We start from the raw sequence: 18,283 nt of genomic DNA, 5'->3' as shown, positions 1-18,283 counted from the left end.
CCTCATCATTCAACAAGGACTTTCTAACACGCAACATATCTGTTACATGCTCTGTATAGCTACGGTTCGTCGTTATAGGAACACCATATGCCGATTTGGTGTTTTCACCCGTTCCTGATTGTAGATAGATATCTACCCAGATATCTTGTGAAGGATCATAGACCATACCTTCCGGAGAGCTATGCGGACGATGATTCAAACACCAAACAGAATTCGGTAAAATATCCCCCGCTTGATAGCCCGACAAAGAATGACCATCAATCGTTCCAACATCCACACAAAGCGTATGAAATCCACCTATCTTAACAGAATTATTCGCTGTATAACCATCAGGATAATTCGGATTTGATGAAAGAGAAAAGTATATGTTATTGTTATCATCTTCCTCCAGAAAAGAAACAATTTAAATTTCAGTACTATACTCTATACTCAAGCGCTCCTGATGCTTTATCTATAAGCACTTAAGAGATCCATAGCTCTAAATGAATCTCCCACTCTTGAAAGAATCTAAAGACTTACTATCAATCAAAATCATAATATACCGCATACAACTAAAAGCATAATTATAAAGCAGCCTATGCAGTACAACTAGACCAATATTTTTTAAAATTGAATTTTAAGCGTATTTTGAATTTTGGATTAGATAAAAAAGAAAGCTTTTAACTCTACAAATAATAAGCTTTTAAAGTATGAGTCTAATCATTCATGAAATCATAACCATATAACTGATGTAAAATTCAGTCCCAAAATAATAAAAAATCTCATTTCAAATAAAATTTTATGTTTGATTACCTCGTTTTTTGCGCAATTTCTTCCACCACTCAAGACGCTTCACAATCTCACGCTCAAAACCGCGTTCTCGTGGTTGATAATAGATCTGGCGCCCAAGTTTTTCAGGAAAATATTCCTGTCCAGAAAAAGCATCCGGTTCATCATGATCATAACGATAACCATACCCATATCCTTCTTCCTTCATAAATTTTGTAGGCGCATTAAGAATATGCAGTGGAGGAGGCAAAGAACCATTTTTGCGCGCACAATGCAGTGCTGCCTTATACGCGAGATACGTTGCATTTGATTTTGGTGCAGTCGCAATATAAAGGCACGCTTGCGCCAAAGCCAATTCTCCTTCAGGCGACCCTAAATAATCATAAGCATCTTTTGCCGCATTACAAATAACAAGAGCTTGTGGATCCGCCAAACCGACATCTTCAACAGCCATACGAATCAATCTTCGCCCTATGTATAAAGGATCTTCACCCGCATCAAACATGCGCGCCAGATAATACAAAGCAGCATCAGGATCAGATCCACGAACTGATTTATGCAACGCTGAAATGAGATTATAGTGCCCATCCCGCCCCTTATCATAAATTGGAGCACGACGCTGAATGACTTTTTGCAAAGCTACAGCATCAAATATCTCTCCCGGTTGCGCAACACACCAAACTTCCTCTGCCAATGTTAACGCTGTCCGTGCATCACCATCAGACATCCCTATCAAAACATCTCTAGCATCATCATCTAAAGGAAGAAGCTTTCCCTCCACTTCTTCAGCGCGTTTTAAAAGTATGCCTAAACTTTCACTGTTATGTGGAAGAAATGTCAAAACACGTGCACGAGAAAGAAGAGCAGCGTTAAGTTCAAATGAAGGATTTTCTGTCGTTGCACCGATAAGAATTATAGTACCATCTTCCATGACGGGAAGAAAACTATCCTGCTGTGCGCGATTAAACCGATGAATTTCATCCACAAACAAAAGCGTTTGACATCCAGACATAAAACGCGTGTGAGCAACTTCAAAAATCTTTTTAAGTTCGGCAACTCCAGTAAAAATAGCAGAAACCTGCTCAAAAGCGAATTTTGTTTCAAGTGCTAACAAGCGTGCAACTGTCGTTTTTCCTGTCCCTGGAGGCCCCCAAAAAATCATCGAACCAATTGAGCCTACTGCCAGCATATGCGAAAGCAGCCCCTTCTCTCCAATCAAGTGATTTTGTCCCATTACATCATTGAGAGAACGAGGACGCATTCTTTCTGCAAGCGGCCGTTTTTTATGAACTTGGAAATCAGAAGAAGTAAAAAAATCTTTATTCAAAAAAAACCTCAGCGAATAAACTGGCGAATATACATACCATCACGTTCATATTCTAATTGCCACATATTTGGGCGACCTTGCATAAGAATCTTTTTTAACTGACTAACTGTTTGAATTTTATGTCCATTAACCACACGTAAGATATCTCCTGGACGAAAAATTCCAGCAGCATTGCTCATTTCATCGATATTGGTAATCACAACACCTCTTGCAGATATGGGGAGATGAAAACGTCGACTATTTTGCGGTGTTAAATCCAATACTTCAGCACCAGAAAAAGGACTTTCATTAATAATTTTTTCAGATTTTGAAAATGCAGTTTCCGGTATTGATGAAACGGTTATTTGTGTCTTTAAAGTTTTTCCACTTCGTAAATATTCTAAAACAAGGCTGCGCCCAATACCAACCGTCATTAAGCGATATCCAAGACCATCTGGACTATCAACACGCACCCCTTGCACACTCAAAATAACATCTCCTACTTTCAAACCAGCTTTTGCAGCAGGACTATCTTTGATAACTTCAATGACAAGAGCACCATAAGGGCGTTCTAAACCTAAACCACTTGCAATATCGGGTGTAACATTTTGAAAAGATGCACCAATATAAGGAGGTACAAAATATTTTCCGCCACGTTTAACAGTATCAAGCATTACTCTTACAAGATTTGCCGGAATAGCAAAACCAATCCCTACAGAACCACCCGAACGCGAATAAATAGCCGTATTAATCCCGATTAATTGTCCTTTCATATCAATCAAAGCTCCACCAGAATTTCCTGGATTAATGGCAGCATCTGTTTGAATAAAAAAGTCAAAATCAGAAATACCAACACGTGTACGCGCTTGCGCTGAAACAATACCACTTGTAACCGTTTGACCAACACCAAAAGGATTACCAATTGCTAAGACAAGATCGCCAACTTCAACTGCATCAGAATCTCCCAAAGGCAAAACAGGAAACTGCGCACCTTTTGCATCAATTTCGAGCACAGCAATATCCGTTGCTTCGTCCTTGAGCATGACCTTACTCTCAAACTCCCGTCCATCAGAAAGAGCAACTTTAATTTCATTCGCATCCTTAATGACATGATAATTGGTAACGATCAAACCACGCGCATCAACAATTACTCCAGATCCCAATGAAGATTGTTTACGTAAAGGTCGGTTATTTTGAAAACGACCAAAAAATTGCTCAAAAAATGGATCACCTTCAAAAGGTGAACGCGCTCTAATTTGCCGTGCTGCATAAATATTCACAACAGACGGTATAGTCTTTTTAACTAAAGGAGCAAATGAAAGAGTAATTTCTTTTTGTGTTTGCGGAATTTGAGCATATGCGTAATGAACCGATATCTGTGCTATAATCACAAAAAAAAGCCACGCCAAAAAAGAATTCCTCATGACTCACTCCTTACAAAACTAATCCACTCTTTTTAATATTAAGAGAATAAGAATCCTCTCATCCTCCATAAGCCTAGAGTTTCTCTTAATATTTATAATTAAGAATAAAAACAACTTATTTGAGCAATAAATATTATAAAAGTCAAAAAATTCAATATTTTGCAACCTTCCCTCTACATTTATCTCTTGGGAATAAAACTGACTGTGAAATGCACATAAAAAAACCGCCCTAAAAGAGCGGCTTTTAAAAATCCAACAAAAAAGAAAATACTTTATGAAGAGGTTTCCTTTTCCTTTGCAATACTTTCCGTACGCGCATGATCTACAGCACCCCTCGCATCAACATCACGATCAACAAACTCAATAACAGCCATAGGAGCATTATCACCGGTACGAAACCCTGCTTTCATAATGCGCAAATATCCACCGTTGCGCGTTGCATAACGTGGTGCAAGTGTATCAAACAACTTTGCAACCTTTCCCGCATCACGAAGTGCTGCAATTGCTTGTCTACGTGCATGTAAACCTCCACGCTTACCAAGCGTAACCAATTTTTCAACAATAGGACGAATTTCTTTAGCCTTTGGAAGCGTCGTCACAATCTGCTCATGCTCGATCAGCGAAACCGCCATATTTGCAAACATCGCTTTACGGTGACTGGCAGTCCGGTTCAACTTGCGGCCTGACTTACTATGGCGCATAAGCCTTCTCCTTAAATTTTAACTTCAATATTGATCTTCATAACGTTTAGCAAGATCATCAATGTTTTCAGGTGGCCATGCAGGAATTTCCATACCAAGATGTAATCCCATACATGCCAAAACTTCTTTAATCTCATTTAACGACTTCCGCCCAAAGTTCGGTGTACGAAGCATTTCAGATTCCGTTTTTTGAATAAGATCACCAATATAAACAATATTATCGTTCTTAAGACAATTTGCTGAACGAACTGAAAGCTCTAATTCATCCACTTTCTTGAGAAGCGCAGGATTAAAAGCAAGCTCCGAATCGGACTCTTCGACAACTTCCTTCTGTGGTTCCACAAAATTGATAAATAAAGATAACTGATCCTGAAGAATACGTGCTGCAAAAGCAACAGCATCCTCTCCATTAACAGCACCATTGGTTTCAATTGTGAGCGTTAATTTATCATAATCCAGAACTTGACCTTCACGTGTATTCTCTACTTTATAAGAGACTTTACGAATTGGTGAATAAAGACTATCAACCGGAATAAGACCTATTCGCGCATCATCAGCACAATTGCGATCGGATGGAACATAGCCCTTGCCTGTATTAACAATAAATTCCATACGAATCTCAGCACCTTCATCAAGAGTACAGATAATATGTTCTGGATTCAGAACTTCCATATCTCCAACAGTTTTGATATCTCCAGCCGTCACAACACCAGGGCCCTCTTTATAAACGACGACACGTTTAGGACCCTCTTCTTGCATACGAAGTGCAATTTCCTTGATATTCAAAATAATATCTGTGACATCTTCACGAACGCCTGGGATTGATGAAAATTCGTGTAATACACCATCAATCTGCACAGCAGTAATTGCAGCACCACGAAGCGAAGATAACAACACGCGACGAAGCGCATTTCCTAACGTTAAGCCAAAACCACGCTCAAGAGGCTCTGCAATCAAACTCGAAATATTTGGATTATCATGTGTACAAAACTCAACCTTATTGGGTTTAATGAGTTCCTGCCAGTTTTTCTGGATCATATTTTTATTCCCGTTCTTTAGTTCCGCCACCATTCAATCGTAACGGACAATGTGAACATCAGAGAAACCTCTGACAACGAAAAACAACACCCAATTAAACACGCCGCCGTTTCCGCGGACGACATCCATTATGAGGGATCGGTGTCACATCACGAATAGAAGTAATAACAAGACCAACAGCCTGTAATGCACGCAGAGCTGATTCACGACCCGCCCCAGGACCACAAACCTCAACTTCTAATGAACGCATACCGTGCTCCTGCGCTTTTCTAGCACAATCTTCCGCTGCAACCTGGGCTGCAAAAGGCGTAGATTTACGCGATCCCTTAAACCCCTGAGCGCCTGCAGACGACCACGCAATTGTGTTTCCCTGAGCATCAGTAATGGTAATCATTGTATTGTTAAATGTTGAATTGATATGCACAACACCAGATGAAATATTTTTGCGCTCGCGACGACGAACACGTGTGGCTTCCTTGGCCATAGTCTTCCTTTCAACGATCTCCTCACTGCCGTAACATCAGCAGCTCCACCAACTTACATTCTCGTTAAAAAACTTCAACAAGAAACAAAATTTAAAAAATAACAAAATCCTTTTAAGGGATTATTATTTTTTCTTACCGGCAATTGCCTTAGCCGGCCCTTTACGCGTGCGTGCATTTGTATGCGTACGCTGCCCACGAACAGGTAAAGAACGACGATGACGCAATCCACGATAGCAACCAAGATCCATCAAACGCTTAACATTCATCGCAACCTCGCGACGAAGATCTCCTTCAACTTGATAACCTTGGTCTATCGCCTCACGAATCTGCAACACCTCTGCATCAGAAAGTTCATGTACACGACGCCCCACGGGAATACCAACCTTTTTAGTAATTTCTTGAGCAAATTTTGGTCCAATCCCGTGGATATACTGAAGCGCAATAACTACACGCTTATTCGCCGGGATATTGACACCAGCAATACGAGCCACGCCTATTCTCCTTGGTTATGTTGACAATTAGCCATAAAATACCTGATGTACCTTACAGAAAAAATGATCCGGCATAAAAATTCTCCGAATCCCATTGTTTTACTGAAATAAATTAAAGCTGCTTTTGATAGATTTCGCCGCAAATGTCAACTCTTTTCATTTTATTTCTAAAAAAAACCTTATTTAAAAATCTCTCTAATCATGCGTGATACCTCGGTAACACCAATCATTCCATCAATTTTCCTCAACAATCCCCTCTCAGAATAAAATTTTGATAAAGGCACTGTTTTTTCACGATATTCCACCAATCGTTTTGCAAAAGCAACAGGATTATCATCCGAACGAACCAGACACCCCGCAGCTATTGTCTCCTGAACGCGCTTTTTCATCCGCTCAATCAACGCATCTTCATCAACAATCAACTCGATAACAGCATCAAGGTGCATATTTTTTAACTTCAAATTCTTTTGCAAGGCTTCTGCCTGCCCCACAGTGCGAGGATACCCATCCAAGACAAAACCGTTTATGCAATCACTTTCGTCAATCCGATCTGATACAATTTGATTAACAATGCCATCAGAAACCAAAGCACCAGCATCCATAACTGCTTTAGCTTTTTTGCCAACTTCCGTTTCTTTACTAATAGCCGCACGTAACATATCACCCGTTGATAACTGAGGGATATGATACTCCTCCGTCAACATCCTAGCTTGTGTGCCTTTCCCAGCGCCAGGAGGCCCTAAAAGAACAATTCTCATCGTTTCCTTTTGCCTCCACGAAGTTTTGATTTTTTAATCAACCCTTCATATTGGTGCGCAACAAGGTGTCCCTGAATTTGAGCAACTGTATCAAGCGTAACAGTGACAACAATCAACAAAGAAGTTCCTCCAAGATAAAAAGGAACCTGTAACGTAGATATCATAAACTCAGGGAGCAAACAAACCAAAACAATATAAATTGCACCCACAACAGTAATACGCGTTAAAACATAATCAATATATTCAGCTGTACGCTCACCAGGACGAATCCCTGGAATAAAGCCAGAATGCTTCTTTAATTGATCTGCTGTATCACTTGGATTAAACACAATAGCCGTATAAAAAAAGCAAAAAAACGCCATCAAAAGTGCATAAACAATCATATAGAGTGGCTGTCCATGATTAAAAGAATAAGAAATAGTCTGAACCCATTGCGGCATTTTGTCAGAAAAATTATTAACAGTTGCAGGCAATAATAACAAAGAGGAAGCAAAAATTGGTGGAATAACACCAGCGGTATTCAACTTCAAAGGAAGATGCGACATGTCTCCTTGAAACATCTGATTACCAACTTGACGTTTTGGATACTGAATAAGGATTCGCCGTTGCGCACGCTCTACAAAAACAATAATTGCGATAACAGAAACCGCAATAAGAAAGATTGCTATTAACAAAAAACTTGATAAATCGGCCTGACTATGAGCAGTCAAAAGCTGAGCAAAAGTAGAGGGGAGATTAGCGACAATACCTGTGAAAATAATAAGGGAAACCCCATTACCCACACCACGTGACGTGATTTGCTCACCGAGCCACATGAGAAACATCGTTCCACCAACAAGTGTAATAACAGAAGAAATACGGAACATGAAACCCGGCTCCATAACGATTTGAAGCCCTGTTCCTATACCAGTTTCAAGTGCAACCGCGATACCAAATGCTTGTAGAATCGCCAGAACGACTGTTACATAACGGGTATACTGATTAATAATTTTACGACCTAATTCCCCCTCTTTTTTAAGAGTTTCCAAAGAAGGGATAATTGAGGTCAGCAGCTGTACAATAATTGATGCTGATATATAAGGCATAATCCCTAAGGCAAAAATTGCCATGCGCCCAACAGCACCTCCAGCAAACATATTAAATAATCCTAAAACACCAGATGCATGATGTTCAAACGTTTGCCGTAAAGCATCGATATTAATACCAGGAAGAGAGATATAAGTACCAAAACGATACACAAGAAGCGCTGCTAAGGTAAACCAAATGCGCTTCTTTAATTCAGTCGCACGCGAAAAAGTACCGAAGTTTATATTGGAAGCAAATTGCTCTGCCGCTGATGCCATAAAACGTCTCCAGTCCACACTCCAGTTCTTTAAATCACAGAAGTATAACTCTAAAATTTATATCGTTATATATAACTAAATGCAAAACTTAAATAACTCTCCAAAAAAGATATCTCGGAACGAAAAACATATGTCCCTCTAGATTATCATTCATATCAAAACGAAATCACTGAATAACTTCAGGAAAAACAACCTGACCACCGGCTTTTTCAATCTTAATACGAGCAGCTTCAGAAGCGTAAAAAACATGAAATATAATTTTTGCTTTCAATTCACCATCAGAAAGAAGACGAACCCCGTCCTTTACACGACGAATGATACCAGCTTCTTTTAGTGCAACAACATCAACCGGTTTTTCAATATTCAATTTACCTGCATCAACTGCCAACTGAATACGGCCGAGCGAAATTTCATTATAGGACTTTGCAAAGAAATTCTTAAATCCACGTTTTGGCAAACGACGGTAAATAGGCATTTGCCCACCCTCAAAACCATTAAGCGACACACCAGAACGTGATCTTTGCCCTTTAACACCACGACCGCCAGTTTTACCAGTACCAGAACCAATACCACGCCCAATACGCTTCCGATCCTTTGTTGCACCTTCACGATCACGCAATTCATTGAGTTTCATATCTATACTCCCGTGGTCTTCAACGTTCATCTATAACTCGAACAAGATGTCGAACCTTAGCAATCATGCCGCGCACAGAAAGTGTATCCTCTAAAGTACGACGACGGTGCATTTTATTCAATCCAAGCCCTTTCAAGGTCGCACGCTGAATACGCGGAGCTCTAATGGGGCTTCCAATCTGTTCCACTGTCACAATCTTGCCATTTTGAGATTTTTTCTGAACCATTTTCCAATTCCTTTTCTGATAAATTCAGAAATCATCCTTCTGCATCAACTAAATGCTGACGACGTGCCTGCAAAGTCGAATATTTTATACCACGTTGAGCTGCAATATCTCTAGGATGCATCTGATGTTTTAACGCATCAAATGTTGCACGCACCATATTATAAGGATTGGATGACCCCAATGATTTTGCAACGACATCCTGCATACCAAGGGTTTCAAAAATAGCACGCATCGCCCCCCCAGCAATAATACCGGTACCAGCAGAAGCAGAACGTAACAAAACTCGACCAGCTCCGTGACGACCTTCAAGATCATGATGCAATGTACGTCCAGAACGAAGCGGAACATAAATCATTCCGCGCTTAGCAGCTTCTGTAGCTTTACGAACTGCCTCTGGCACCTCACGCGCTTTACCATGACCAAAACCCACACGACCCTTTTGATCTCCAACAACAACAAGAGCAGCAAACCCAAAACGCCGACCACCCTTTACAACTTTAGCAACACGATTAATGTGAACAAGTCTATCAACAAATTCACTATCACGTTCTTCTCGCTCACCGCGCTCTTTCTGTGCCATTCCTCATTCCTTTTTCTTTTCCGGAAGCACGCCCACAAAGTTCCAACTTTAAACCAGAGGAACCCACACGAAACACTCTAAAAAAATCCCTCACAAAAATTTCTGAGTAAGGTACTTTAGAAACTCAAGCCGCCTTCACGAGCAGCCTCAGCCAAAGCCTTCACTCGACCATGATAAACATATGCTCCACGATCAAAAACCACTTCATTAACACCAGCTTGTTTTGCACGTTCAGCAATTAACTTACCAACAGCAGAAGCTGCCTCTTTATCAGCACCACTCTTTAACACTTTTTTTAAATCACCTTCAAGTGTAGACGCTGAAACAAGTGTACAGCCAAGTAAATCATCAATAACTTGAGCATAGATATTCTGATTTGAACGATAAACACTAAGCCGCGGACGATTACTAGAAACCATTTTAATTCGACGACGAACACGCTGTGCACGACGTTGAATAATGTCCTTAGATGAAACCATGATGCAAAATCCTTATTTCTTTTTACCTTCTTTACGGAAGATACGCTCATCTGCATGCTTAACACCTTTGCCCTTGTAAGGCTCAGGCCTACGATATTCGCGAATTTCTGCTGCAACCTGACCAACTTGCTGCTTATCAATTCCAGAAATAACAATTTCTGTAGGCTTAGGAACCGTCACAGTAACACCCGATGGTACTTTATAAATCACATCGTGCGAAAAACCTAATGACAACTGAACATCTCTACCTTGCAAAGCCGCACGATAACCAACACCGTTGATTTCCAGTTTCTTTTCAAAACCATCCTTCACACCACAAAAAATATTTTCAATCATTGAGCGTGACATACCCCATTTAGAGCGAGCATCCTTTGATTGATCACGTGGTGTAACCGATATAACATTTTCCTCAAACTTAACCAAGACTTCATCATTAACGACGTAACTTAGTTCACCTTTCGGACCTTTTGCCTTAACCAGCTGACCATCGACAGTCGCAGTAACTCCAGAAGGAACCGAAATGGGCTTTTTTCCAATACGAGACATTGTTCTACCTATTTTTCTTCTGTTTTCCTAAAATCACTTAGAAAACACGACAAAGGAGCTCTCCACCGACATTCTGTTCACGTGCCTTATGATCCGCCATAACTCCTTTAGGAGTTGATAAAATCGAAATACCAAGACCATTTGCCACTTGAGGAATGGACTTAGCAGAAACATATACACGACGACCAGGTTTTGACACACGTGAAATTTCACGAATAGCAGCTAACCCTTCAAAATATTTCAACTCGACCTCGATTTCAGACTTCCCATCACCTAAATCGACTTGATTATACCCGCGAATATAACCTTCTGACTGAAGAACATCAAGAACGCGTGCACGAAGCTTAGAAGCAGGTGTAACCACCTTTCCTTTTTTGCGACCAAGTGCATTACGAATACGTGTTAACATATCACCAAGAGGATCTGACATAGACATTGAATAATCTCCTCTTACCAACTAGACTTAACAATGCCTGGAATATGGCCCACAGAACCAAGCTCCCGCAATGCAATTCGCGACATTCTTAATTTACGATAGTAAGCCCGCGGACGCCCCGAAACCTCACAGCGATTACGAATACGAACTTTTGCAGAATTACGCGGCAACCCTGCCAATTGAATAGAAGCTTTAAAACGTTCCTCAAGAGAAAGCTTCTGATCCATAATTATTGCTTTTAAACGTGCACGACGCGCAGCATAACGCTTTACCATCACCTCACGATGCTTATTTTTTTCAACGGCACTCACTTTGGCCATAATCTTACCTCGCTACGTTTGCCGTTACGAACGAAAAGGAAAATTAAAAGCACGCAACAATTCACGCGCCTCATCATCCGTTTTTGCTGTCGTACAAACGATAATATCCATGCCCCAAATTTGATCAACTTTATCATAGTTGATTTCTGGGAATACAATATGTTCTTTAATACCCATAGCAAAATTACCACGGCCATCAAAGCTTTTTGGGTTCAAACCGCGAAAGTCTCGTACGCGCGGAAGCGCAATCGTGACAAGGCGATCTAAAAACTCAAACATACGATCTTTACGTAACGTAACCTTTGCTCCAAGTGGCATCCCTTCACGAACCTTAAAGGTTGCAATGGAATTACGCGCACGGGTAACAACAGCCTTTTGACCTGTTATGAGTCCCAAATCCTCAGCGGCAATAGATGGCTTTTTCGAATCGGCAGTTGCCTCACCAATCCCCATATTAACCACAATTTTATCAACCCGCGGAATTTGCATGGCATTTTTATAATTAAACTTCTCTTGAAGCGTTTTACGAACCACTTCAAAATAGTGCGTCTTCATGCGGGGTGTTTGTTTTTCCTCAGCCATTAATCAACTCTCCCGAACGCTTGGCAAAACGAATCTTATTACCATCTGCATTCATACGAAAACCTACACGTGTAGGCTTACCATCTTTAGGATCAGCAATCGCCAAATTAGATAAATGAATCGGAGCCTCTTTAGAAATAATTCCAGCCTCTTGCTTTTGCGTCTGACGCTGATGACATTTAATCATATTAATTCCACGAACAAAAGCTTTATTTTCCTTTGGATTCACCTTAATTACTTCACCACTACATCCTTTATCCTTACCGGATAAAACAACGACTTTATCACCTTTTCGAATCTTTTGCATAACATCCACCCCTTATAACACTTCAGGAGCGAGCGAGATAATCTTCATATGATTCCTACCACGAAGTTCGCGGGGAACTGGTCCAAAGATACGTGTACCGATCGGCTCTTTCTTATTATCCACTAAAACAGCAGCATTACTATCAAAACGAATGACGCTACCGTCCGCGCGACGAATATCCTTAGCAGTACGAACCACTACAGCTTTCATCACATCACCTTTTTTAACACGGCCACGAGGAATAGCATCCTTGACCGAAACAACAATAATGTCACCGACCGAAGCATATTTCCGCTTTGAACCGCCTAACACCTTGATGCACATGACACGACGGGCACCGGAATTATCGGCAACGTCGAGGTTTGTTTGCATCTGAATCATGACTGGCCACCTTCTCTTAACATTTATATCTGGCCGTGTCTTTGACACATCCAGATTGCCTGCCAAATAACGACAAAACCACTGCTCTCAACATCTAACAACGGAAATAAAACCCCTGTTAAATTTAAAAACAATAAACCTATTTAACTACATCACACTGTCTTTTACAACAGTCCAACGCTTATCTTTCGAAATCGGTTTGGATTCCTGAATAGAAATCTGATCTCCAATCTTGAACTGGTTGTTCTCATCATGCGCCTTATATTTCTTAGACTGTCGAACGGTTTTCTTGAGAAGTGGATGAGAATAACGGCGTTCCACTTTGACAACCACAGTTTTATCACTTTTGTCACTTACGACAACACCCTGCAAAATGCGTTTAGGCATCTGTTATTTCCTTAAACTTTACTTTCGTTTATCTTCTGACGAAGAAAAGTTTTAACACGCGCAATATCACGACGAACCCGCCTAACACGTGCAGACTTTTCCAATTGGCCCGTCGCCTTTTGAAAGCGCAAATTAAACTGCTCTTTCTTTAACTTTACCAACTCATCTTTCATTTGGTCGAGCGTTTGCGCCCGCAATTCCTTGGCTCTCATCGCTTAACCTCTTTATTCAGCAATACGCTGGATGAAACGCGTTTTAATGGGTAACTTTGCAGCTCCTAATCTCAGTGCCTCACGTGCTATATCCTCAGGAACACCGTCAAGCTCAAACATGACACGCCCAGGTGCAACACGAGTCGCCCAATAATCAACACTTCCTTTACCTTTACCCATACGAACCTCGGTTGGCTTAGATGTAACTGGAAGATCCGGAAAAATACGAATCCACACACGACCAGAACGTTTCATATAACGTGTAATCGCACGGCGTGCCGCCTCAATCTGGCGGGCAGTAATTCGCTCCGGCTCAACAGCCTTTAAACCATAAGCACCGAAATTTAAACTCGTACCACCCTTTGAAACACCGTGTATACGACCCTTGAACTGTTTACGGAACTTTGTGCGCTTTGGCTGCAACATTGCTCTCTACTCCAAAATTTAGTTCAACCGCAAAATTAAGTATTTTCACGACGACGATTCGACGAAGAACCAGAATGATTAGCTTCCGCAGCGCGACGCTCTGAAGCCATCGGATCATACTCAAGAATCTCGCCTTTAAACACCCAGACCTTAACACCACAAATACCATAAGCAGTCTTAGCTTCTGCTGTACCGTAATCAACATCAGAACGCAAGGTATGAAGTGGAACACGACCTTCACGATACCATTCCATACGAGCAATTTCAGCACCACCAAGACGACCAGAACAGTTAATACGAATACCTTCTGCCCCAAGACGCATAGCCGACTGAACTGCACGCTTCATCGCACGTCGAAAAGCAACACGGCGCTCTAACTGCTGAGCAATTGATTGCGCGATAATTGTCGCATCAATTTCCGGTTTATGAATTTCTATAATATTCAATGAAGTCTCAGCATCTGTCATTTCCGAAAGCTTACGACGCAGCTTCTCAATATCAGCACCTTTTTTACCGATAATCAGACCAGGACGCGCCGAATAAATCGTCACACGACACTTCTTATGAGGACGTTCAATAACAACCTTAGAAACAGCTGCTTGTTTCAGTTCCTCAAGAACATATAAACGAATTTTCAAATCCTCATGAAGAAGGCGTCCATACTCACCACTATCAGCATACCAACGAGAATCCCAAGTTCGATTAACTCCAAGACGAAGCCCTATTGGATTGATCTTCTGCCCCATTATGCGGCCTCCACTTTTTCGGTAACTTCACGAACAATAATAGTAAGATGCGAAAACGGACGCTCAATTCTACTAGCACGCCCGCGACCACGAACATGAAAACGTTTCATCACTATCGACTTACCAACATAAGCTTCTGCAACAATAAGCGAATCAATATCAAGATCGTGATTATTCTCTGCATTTGCAATCGCTGATTCAAGCGTTTTCTTAACCGTCTCAGCAATACGTTTACGCGAAAACGTTAAATCAGCTAGCGCTATATTAACTTTTTTACCACGAATCATTGCAGCAACTAAATTAAGTTTTTGCGGACTAACCCGAATTGTCTTGGTGATAGCCTTCGCCTCATTATCTTTAAGCTGGCGCGAAACTTTAGCTTTTCCCATTTTTACTTCCTTTTCGCTTTCTTGTCTGCACCATGCCCATAATAGGTCCGGGTGGGAGCGAACTCACCAAATTTATGTCCAACCATCTCTTCAGAAACAGAAACAGGAATATGCTTATTGCCGTTGTAAACACCAAAAGTCAAACCAACAAATTGTGGCAAAATAGTAGAGCGACGACTCCATATTTTTATAACTTCATTGCGTCCACTAGCACGTACCTTCTCTGCTTTCCCAAGAAGATAGCCGTCAACAAACGGACCTTTCCAAACTGAACGAACCACTTCAGACTACCTTTCTCATTTCTTGCGCTGATGACGCGTGCGCATAATAAATTTATCAGTGGCTTTATTGGAGCGCGTGCGCTTACCTTTCGTAGGCTTACCCCAAGGAGACACTGGATGACGCCCCCCTGATGTACGACCTTCACCACCACCATGTGGATGATCAACTGGATTCATAGCAACACCACGAACGTGTGGGCGCTTACCACGCCAACGCGACCTGCCTGCCTTACCATCATTAATATTTGCGTGATCAGGGTTTGAAACAGCACCAACAGTAGCAAAACAACCACTAGACACCAAACGCTGTTCACCAGAATTAAGACGAAGAATAGCCATCCCTTGATCTCGTCCAACCAACTGTGCATAAGTGCCAGCTGAGCGTGCAATTTGACCACCTTTTCCCGGCTTCATTTCAACATTATGAATAATTGTACCCACAGGCATATTAGCAAGCGGCATAGCATTACCGGGTTTAACATCAACATTCGAACCAGCGACTACAGAATCACCTATATCAAGACGTTGTGGTGCGAGAATATAACTTAACTGCCCATCCTCATAGCGAATTAATGCAATAAAAGCAGTACGGTTTGGATCATATTCCAAACGCTCAACTTTTGCAGGAATATCGCGTTTAAGACGCCTAAAATCAACAAACCGATAGCTCCGCTTATGACCACCACCCTGAAAGCGAGCAGTAACGCGACCACGATTATTACGCCCACCTTTTGATGATAAACCCTCCGTCAATGTTTTTACAGGTTTACCTTTATAAAGACAAGAGCGATCTACGACGACAAGCTGACGCTGCCCAGGCGTAGTTGGATTAAAGTGCTTAAGTGCCATTATTCTTATCTCCGAGCCTCTTTAAAGACCTGTCGAAACGTCGATAGACTGACCTTGAGCCAGCGTCACGATCGCTTTTTTGACATCACTCTGCCGACCAACAATGCCTTTAAAACGCTTCACCTTACCCTTACGGACTATTGTGTTAACCGCCTTAACTTTAACACTAAAAAGTGCTTCAATAGCAGCTTTAATTTCAGGCTTTGTCGCCTTCGGCGCGACATTAAAAGCAACTTGATTATATTCAGAAATCATAGTCGACTTTTCACTAATAATTGGACTAACAATTATATCATAATGGCGAAGATCTGTCATTTAAAACGCTCCTCAAGAGCCTCGACAGCTGCCTTTGATAAAACAAGTTTGCTGCGACGCAAAATATCATAAACATTAATTCCTTGAATTGGTAAAATGTCAATATTAGGAATATTAGACGCTGCGCGAGAGAAATGAATATCAATTTCCTTACCACCAATTAACAAAGCATTGTTAAACCCAAGCTTAGAAAAATTCGAAGCAAGAACTTTGGTTTTAGCATCCTTAACATTCAACTCATCAACGACGATTAAATCATTTGCCTTTAATTTTGCTGACAAAGCAAGACGCAATCCGAGTGCACGAATCTTTTTAGGAAGATCATGGGCATGACTACGAAAAACCGGACCATGGGCCTTCCCACCACCTCGAAACTGCGGTGCACGAGCAGATGAATGGCGAGCACGTCCAGTTCCTTTTTGTTTAAACATCTTCGCCCCTGTCCGCGACACATCAGATCGTCCCTGCGATTGATGCGTTCCCTGTTGACGACGCGCAAGCTGCCAACGAACAACACGTTGCAAAATATCCTCACGCGGAACAAGACCAAAAACACCTTCAGAAACCTTTAACTTACCAGCTTCATTACCATCAAGGGTTTTAATTACAAGATCCATTATTCGGCTCCCTCAGTTTCAGAAGCTTCCATCACCGGAGCAACCATTTCTGTTTTCTCCTTCGCAAGATGACGAATACCAGCAGGCTTCGGCGCATTATCAGGAAGACGCTTCTTTACAGCATCCCGCACCAAAATCCAAGCACCTTTAGAGCCAGAAACAGCACCACGCACTAAAATTAAACCACGTTCAACATCCGTAGAAACAACCTCAATATTCTGGGTTGTTACACGCACTTGCCCCATATGGCCAGCCATCTTTTTACCTTTAAACACCTTACCCGGATCTTGACACTGTCCTGTAGAACCATGTGCACGATGTGTAATTGAATTACCATGTGAAGCACGATGTCCACCAAAATTATGCCGCTTCATAACACCAGCAAAACCTTTACCGATACTCGTACCTGTCACATCAACTCTCTGCCCTGGAACGAAATGTTCCACTGTAATCTCAGTACCGACATCAAGGAGATTATCGGGACTCACGCGAAATTCCGCTATTTTGGCTTTTGGCTCAACGGAAGCCCTAGCAAAATGCCCACGAAGAGCTTTCGAAGTATTTTTAACCTTGGCAAAGCCTACACCTAATTGAACAGCAGTATAACCATTCTTTTCAACTGTACGCTGAGCAATGACTTGACAACTCTCCAAACGAAGTACCGTTACTGGCACATGTTCACCAGAATCATTATAAATACGGGTCATGCCCAGCTTCTGTGCTATTACACCTGAACGCATCGGGTCTGTTCCTTCTGTCCTCAAACCTCAGAGCTTAATCTCGACATCCACACCAGCAGAAAGATCGAGCTTCATGAGCGCATCTACTGTTTGCGGTGTTGGATCAACAATATCAAGAAGGCGCTTATGTGTACGCATCTCAAACTGCTCACGGCTCTTCTTATCTATGTGTGGCCCACGATTGACTGTAAACTTCTCAATCCGCGTTGGAAGCGGAATAGGACCACGGACATTCGCACCAGTACGCTTAGCGGTCGACACAATCTCACGCGTCGATGCATCAAGAATTCTGTGGTCAAACGCTTTCAAACGAATGCGAATATTTTGACTGTTCATGCTCTTTATTTCCCTATCACGAAAAAACGCCTTTTAACAACAAAGACGTTTCTCAACACCTACTATCTACTCAATGATCTTAGAAACGATACCTGCACCAACAGTACGACCACCTTCACGAATAGCAAAACGAAGCTTCTCTTCCATCGCTATCGGAACAATCAAAGACACATCCATCGC

At 41.6% G+C, this 18,283-nt stretch carries 30 protein-coding genes and 1 pseudogene; all 31 read right to left on the bottom strand.

What is annotated here, in order from left to right; translation table 11 throughout:
- Positions 1–301 (bottom strand): annotated as a pseudogene (locus ABD915_RS07505) (hypothetical protein); the annotation flags it as partial.
- 477 nt (positions 302–778) lie between these two features.
- Positions 779–2,095 (bottom strand): replication-associated recombination protein A, encoded by a 1,317-nt coding sequence (locus tag ABD915_RS07500; RefSeq protein ID WP_345117046.1) that lies wholly within the window; start codon positions 2,093–2,095, stop codon positions 779–781.
- Positions 2,096–2,103: 8 nt separating this feature from the next.
- A complete protein-coding gene (locus tag ABD915_RS07495) occupies positions 2,104–3,498 on the bottom strand; it encodes a DegQ family serine endoprotease (RefSeq protein ID WP_345117044.1) in 1,395 nt (464 codons plus the stop codon).
- Positions 3,499–3,770: 272 nt separating this feature from the next.
- Positions 3,771–4,199, bottom strand: coding sequence for a 50S ribosomal protein L17 (gene rplQ, locus ABD915_RS07490; protein WP_345117042.1), 429 nt, complete (start codon positions 4,197–4,199; stop codon positions 3,771–3,773).
- 24 nt (positions 4,200–4,223) lie between these two features.
- Positions 4,224–5,237, bottom strand: a complete 1,014-nt coding sequence (locus ABD915_RS07485; protein ID WP_345117040.1) for a DNA-directed RNA polymerase subunit alpha — start codon at positions 5,235–5,237, stop codon at positions 4,224–4,226.
- Positions 5,238–5,331: 94 nt separating this feature from the next.
- Positions 5,332–5,721 (bottom strand): 30S ribosomal protein S11, encoded by a 390-nt coding sequence (gene rpsK / locus ABD915_RS07480; RefSeq protein WP_345117038.1) that lies wholly within the window; start codon positions 5,719–5,721, stop codon positions 5,332–5,334.
- A gap of 123 nt (positions 5,722–5,844) precedes the next feature.
- Positions 5,845–6,213: a 30S ribosomal protein S13 gene (gene rpsM, locus ABD915_RS07475; protein ID WP_345117036.1), complete on the bottom strand. Its 369-nt coding sequence runs from the start codon at positions 6,211–6,213 to the stop codon at positions 5,845–5,847.
- A 179-nt stretch (positions 6,214–6,392) separates the two neighbouring features.
- Entirely contained in the window at positions 6,393–6,971 is a 579-nt protein-coding gene (locus ABD915_RS07470) for an adenylate kinase (RefSeq protein ID WP_345117034.1), read from the bottom strand.
- On the bottom strand, positions 6,968–8,314 hold the full coding sequence (gene secY, locus ABD915_RS07465; RefSeq protein ID WP_345117048.1) for a preprotein translocase subunit SecY: 1,347 nt from the start codon (positions 8,312–8,314) through the stop codon (positions 6,968–6,970). The genes ABD915_RS07470 and secY overlap by 4 nt, the downstream gene beginning before the upstream one ends.
- Positions 8,315–8,480: 166 nt before the next feature.
- Positions 8,481–8,948, bottom strand: coding sequence for a 50S ribosomal protein L15 (gene rplO / locus ABD915_RS07460; RefSeq protein ID WP_345117032.1), 468 nt, complete (start codon positions 8,946–8,948; stop codon positions 8,481–8,483).
- A gap of 19 nt (positions 8,949–8,967) precedes the next feature.
- Positions 8,968–9,174, bottom strand: a complete 207-nt coding sequence (gene rpmD / locus ABD915_RS07455; protein ID WP_345117030.1) for a 50S ribosomal protein L30 — start codon at positions 9,172–9,174, stop codon at positions 8,968–8,970.
- Between the two features lie 31 nt (positions 9,175–9,205).
- Positions 9,206–9,754, bottom strand: coding sequence for a 30S ribosomal protein S5 (rpsE, locus tag ABD915_RS07450; RefSeq protein ID WP_345117028.1), 549 nt, complete (start codon positions 9,752–9,754; stop codon positions 9,206–9,208).
- A gap of 116 nt (positions 9,755–9,870) precedes the next feature.
- Positions 9,871–10,233 (bottom strand): 50S ribosomal protein L18, encoded by a 363-nt coding sequence (rplR, locus tag ABD915_RS07445; RefSeq protein WP_345117026.1) that lies wholly within the window; start codon positions 10,231–10,233, stop codon positions 9,871–9,873.
- Positions 10,234–10,245: 12 nt separating this feature from the next.
- On the bottom strand, positions 10,246–10,779 hold the full coding sequence (gene rplF, locus ABD915_RS07440; RefSeq protein WP_345117024.1) for a 50S ribosomal protein L6: 534 nt from the start codon (positions 10,777–10,779) through the stop codon (positions 10,246–10,248).
- A 37-nt stretch (positions 10,780–10,816) separates the two neighbouring features.
- Complete coding sequence (rpsH, locus tag ABD915_RS07435; protein ID WP_345117023.1) at positions 10,817–11,215, bottom strand: 30S ribosomal protein S8; 399 nt, start codon at positions 11,213–11,215, stop codon at positions 10,817–10,819.
- A 14-nt stretch (positions 11,216–11,229) separates the two neighbouring features.
- A complete protein-coding gene (rpsN, locus tag ABD915_RS07430; protein WP_345117022.1) occupies positions 11,230–11,535 on the bottom strand; it encodes a 30S ribosomal protein S14 in 306 nt (101 codons plus the stop codon).
- A gap of 24 nt (positions 11,536–11,559) precedes the next feature.
- Positions 11,560–12,117 (bottom strand): 50S ribosomal protein L5, encoded by a 558-nt coding sequence (rplE, locus tag ABD915_RS07425; RefSeq protein WP_006924700.1) that lies wholly within the window; start codon positions 12,115–12,117, stop codon positions 11,560–11,562.
- The gene (rplX, locus tag ABD915_RS07420) at positions 12,110–12,424 is read right to left on the bottom strand and encodes a 50S ribosomal protein L24 (RefSeq protein WP_345117019.1); all 315 of its coding nucleotides are present in this window, start codon (positions 12,422–12,424) and stop codon (positions 12,110–12,112) included. Before rplX ends, rplE begins: the two co-directional genes overlap by 8 nt.
- A 12-nt stretch (positions 12,425–12,436) precedes the next feature.
- The gene (gene rplN / locus ABD915_RS07415) at positions 12,437–12,805 is read right to left on the bottom strand and encodes a 50S ribosomal protein L14 (protein WP_004855715.1); all 369 of its coding nucleotides are present in this window, start codon (positions 12,803–12,805) and stop codon (positions 12,437–12,439) included.
- A gap of 147 nt (positions 12,806–12,952) precedes the next feature.
- Entirely contained in the window at positions 12,953–13,192 is a 240-nt protein-coding gene (gene rpsQ, locus ABD915_RS07410; protein ID WP_345117017.1) for a 30S ribosomal protein S17, read from the bottom strand.
- A gap of 11 nt (positions 13,193–13,203) precedes the next feature.
- Positions 13,204–13,404 carry a 50S ribosomal protein L29 gene (gene rpmC / locus ABD915_RS07405; protein ID WP_345117015.1) on the bottom strand — a complete coding sequence of 67 codons (201 nt, stop codon included), beginning with the start codon at positions 13,402–13,404 and terminating at the stop codon, positions 13,204–13,206.
- A gap of 12 nt (positions 13,405–13,416) precedes the next feature.
- Positions 13,417–13,830 (bottom strand): 50S ribosomal protein L16, encoded by a 414-nt coding sequence (gene rplP, locus ABD915_RS07400; RefSeq protein ID WP_345117013.1) that lies wholly within the window; start codon positions 13,828–13,830, stop codon positions 13,417–13,419.
- A gap of 35 nt (positions 13,831–13,865) precedes the next feature.
- The gene (gene rpsC / locus ABD915_RS07395; RefSeq protein ID WP_345117011.1) at positions 13,866–14,576 is read right to left on the bottom strand and encodes a 30S ribosomal protein S3; all 711 of its coding nucleotides are present in this window, start codon (positions 14,574–14,576) and stop codon (positions 13,866–13,868) included.
- The gene (gene rplV, locus ABD915_RS07390; RefSeq protein ID WP_345117009.1) at positions 14,576–14,965 is read right to left on the bottom strand and encodes a 50S ribosomal protein L22; all 390 of its coding nucleotides are present in this window, start codon (positions 14,963–14,965) and stop codon (positions 14,576–14,578) included. The genes rpsC and rplV overlap by 1 nt, the downstream gene beginning before the upstream one ends.
- A gap of 2 nt (positions 14,966–14,967) precedes the next feature.
- Positions 14,968–15,246 carry a 30S ribosomal protein S19 gene (gene rpsS, locus ABD915_RS07385; RefSeq protein WP_004855734.1) on the bottom strand — a complete coding sequence of 93 codons (279 nt, stop codon included), beginning with the start codon at positions 15,244–15,246 and terminating at the stop codon, positions 14,968–14,970.
- 15 nt (positions 15,247–15,261) lie between these two features.
- Positions 15,262–16,095, bottom strand: a complete 834-nt coding sequence (gene rplB / locus ABD915_RS07380; RefSeq protein WP_345117007.1) for a 50S ribosomal protein L2 — start codon at positions 16,093–16,095, stop codon at positions 15,262–15,264.
- A 21-nt stretch (positions 16,096–16,116) separates the two neighbouring features.
- On the bottom strand, positions 16,117–16,410 hold the full coding sequence (locus ABD915_RS07375; RefSeq protein WP_345117005.1) for a 50S ribosomal protein L23: 294 nt from the start codon (positions 16,408–16,410) through the stop codon (positions 16,117–16,119).
- Positions 16,407–17,027, bottom strand: a complete 621-nt coding sequence (rplD, locus tag ABD915_RS07370) for a 50S ribosomal protein L4 (RefSeq protein WP_345117003.1) — start codon at positions 17,025–17,027, stop codon at positions 16,407–16,409. The genes ABD915_RS07375 and rplD overlap by 4 nt, the downstream gene beginning before the upstream one ends.
- Positions 17,027–17,767 carry a 50S ribosomal protein L3 gene (rplC, locus tag ABD915_RS07365; RefSeq protein WP_345117001.1) on the bottom strand — a complete coding sequence of 247 codons (741 nt, stop codon included), beginning with the start codon at positions 17,765–17,767 and terminating at the stop codon, positions 17,027–17,029. Before rplC ends, rplD begins: the two co-directional genes overlap by 1 nt.
- 27 nt (positions 17,768–17,794) lie before the next feature.
- A complete protein-coding gene (gene rpsJ / locus ABD915_RS07360; RefSeq protein WP_004855744.1) occupies positions 17,795–18,103 on the bottom strand; it encodes a 30S ribosomal protein S10 in 309 nt (102 codons plus the stop codon).
- A 66-nt stretch (positions 18,104–18,169) separates the two neighbouring features.
- Positions 18,170–18,283: EF-Tu C-terminal domain-related protein (locus tag ABD915_RS07355; protein ID WP_455578898.1), on the bottom strand; the 114-nt coding region annotated here is incomplete at its 5' end.

Origin of the sequence: Bartonella jaculi (assembly GCF_039543045.1) — a bacterium.
GTDB classification, from domain to species: Bacteria; Pseudomonadota; Alphaproteobacteria; order Rhizobiales; family Rhizobiaceae; genus Bartonella; species Bartonella jaculi.
This window is presented reverse-complemented; position numbering and strand designations above follow the sequence as displayed.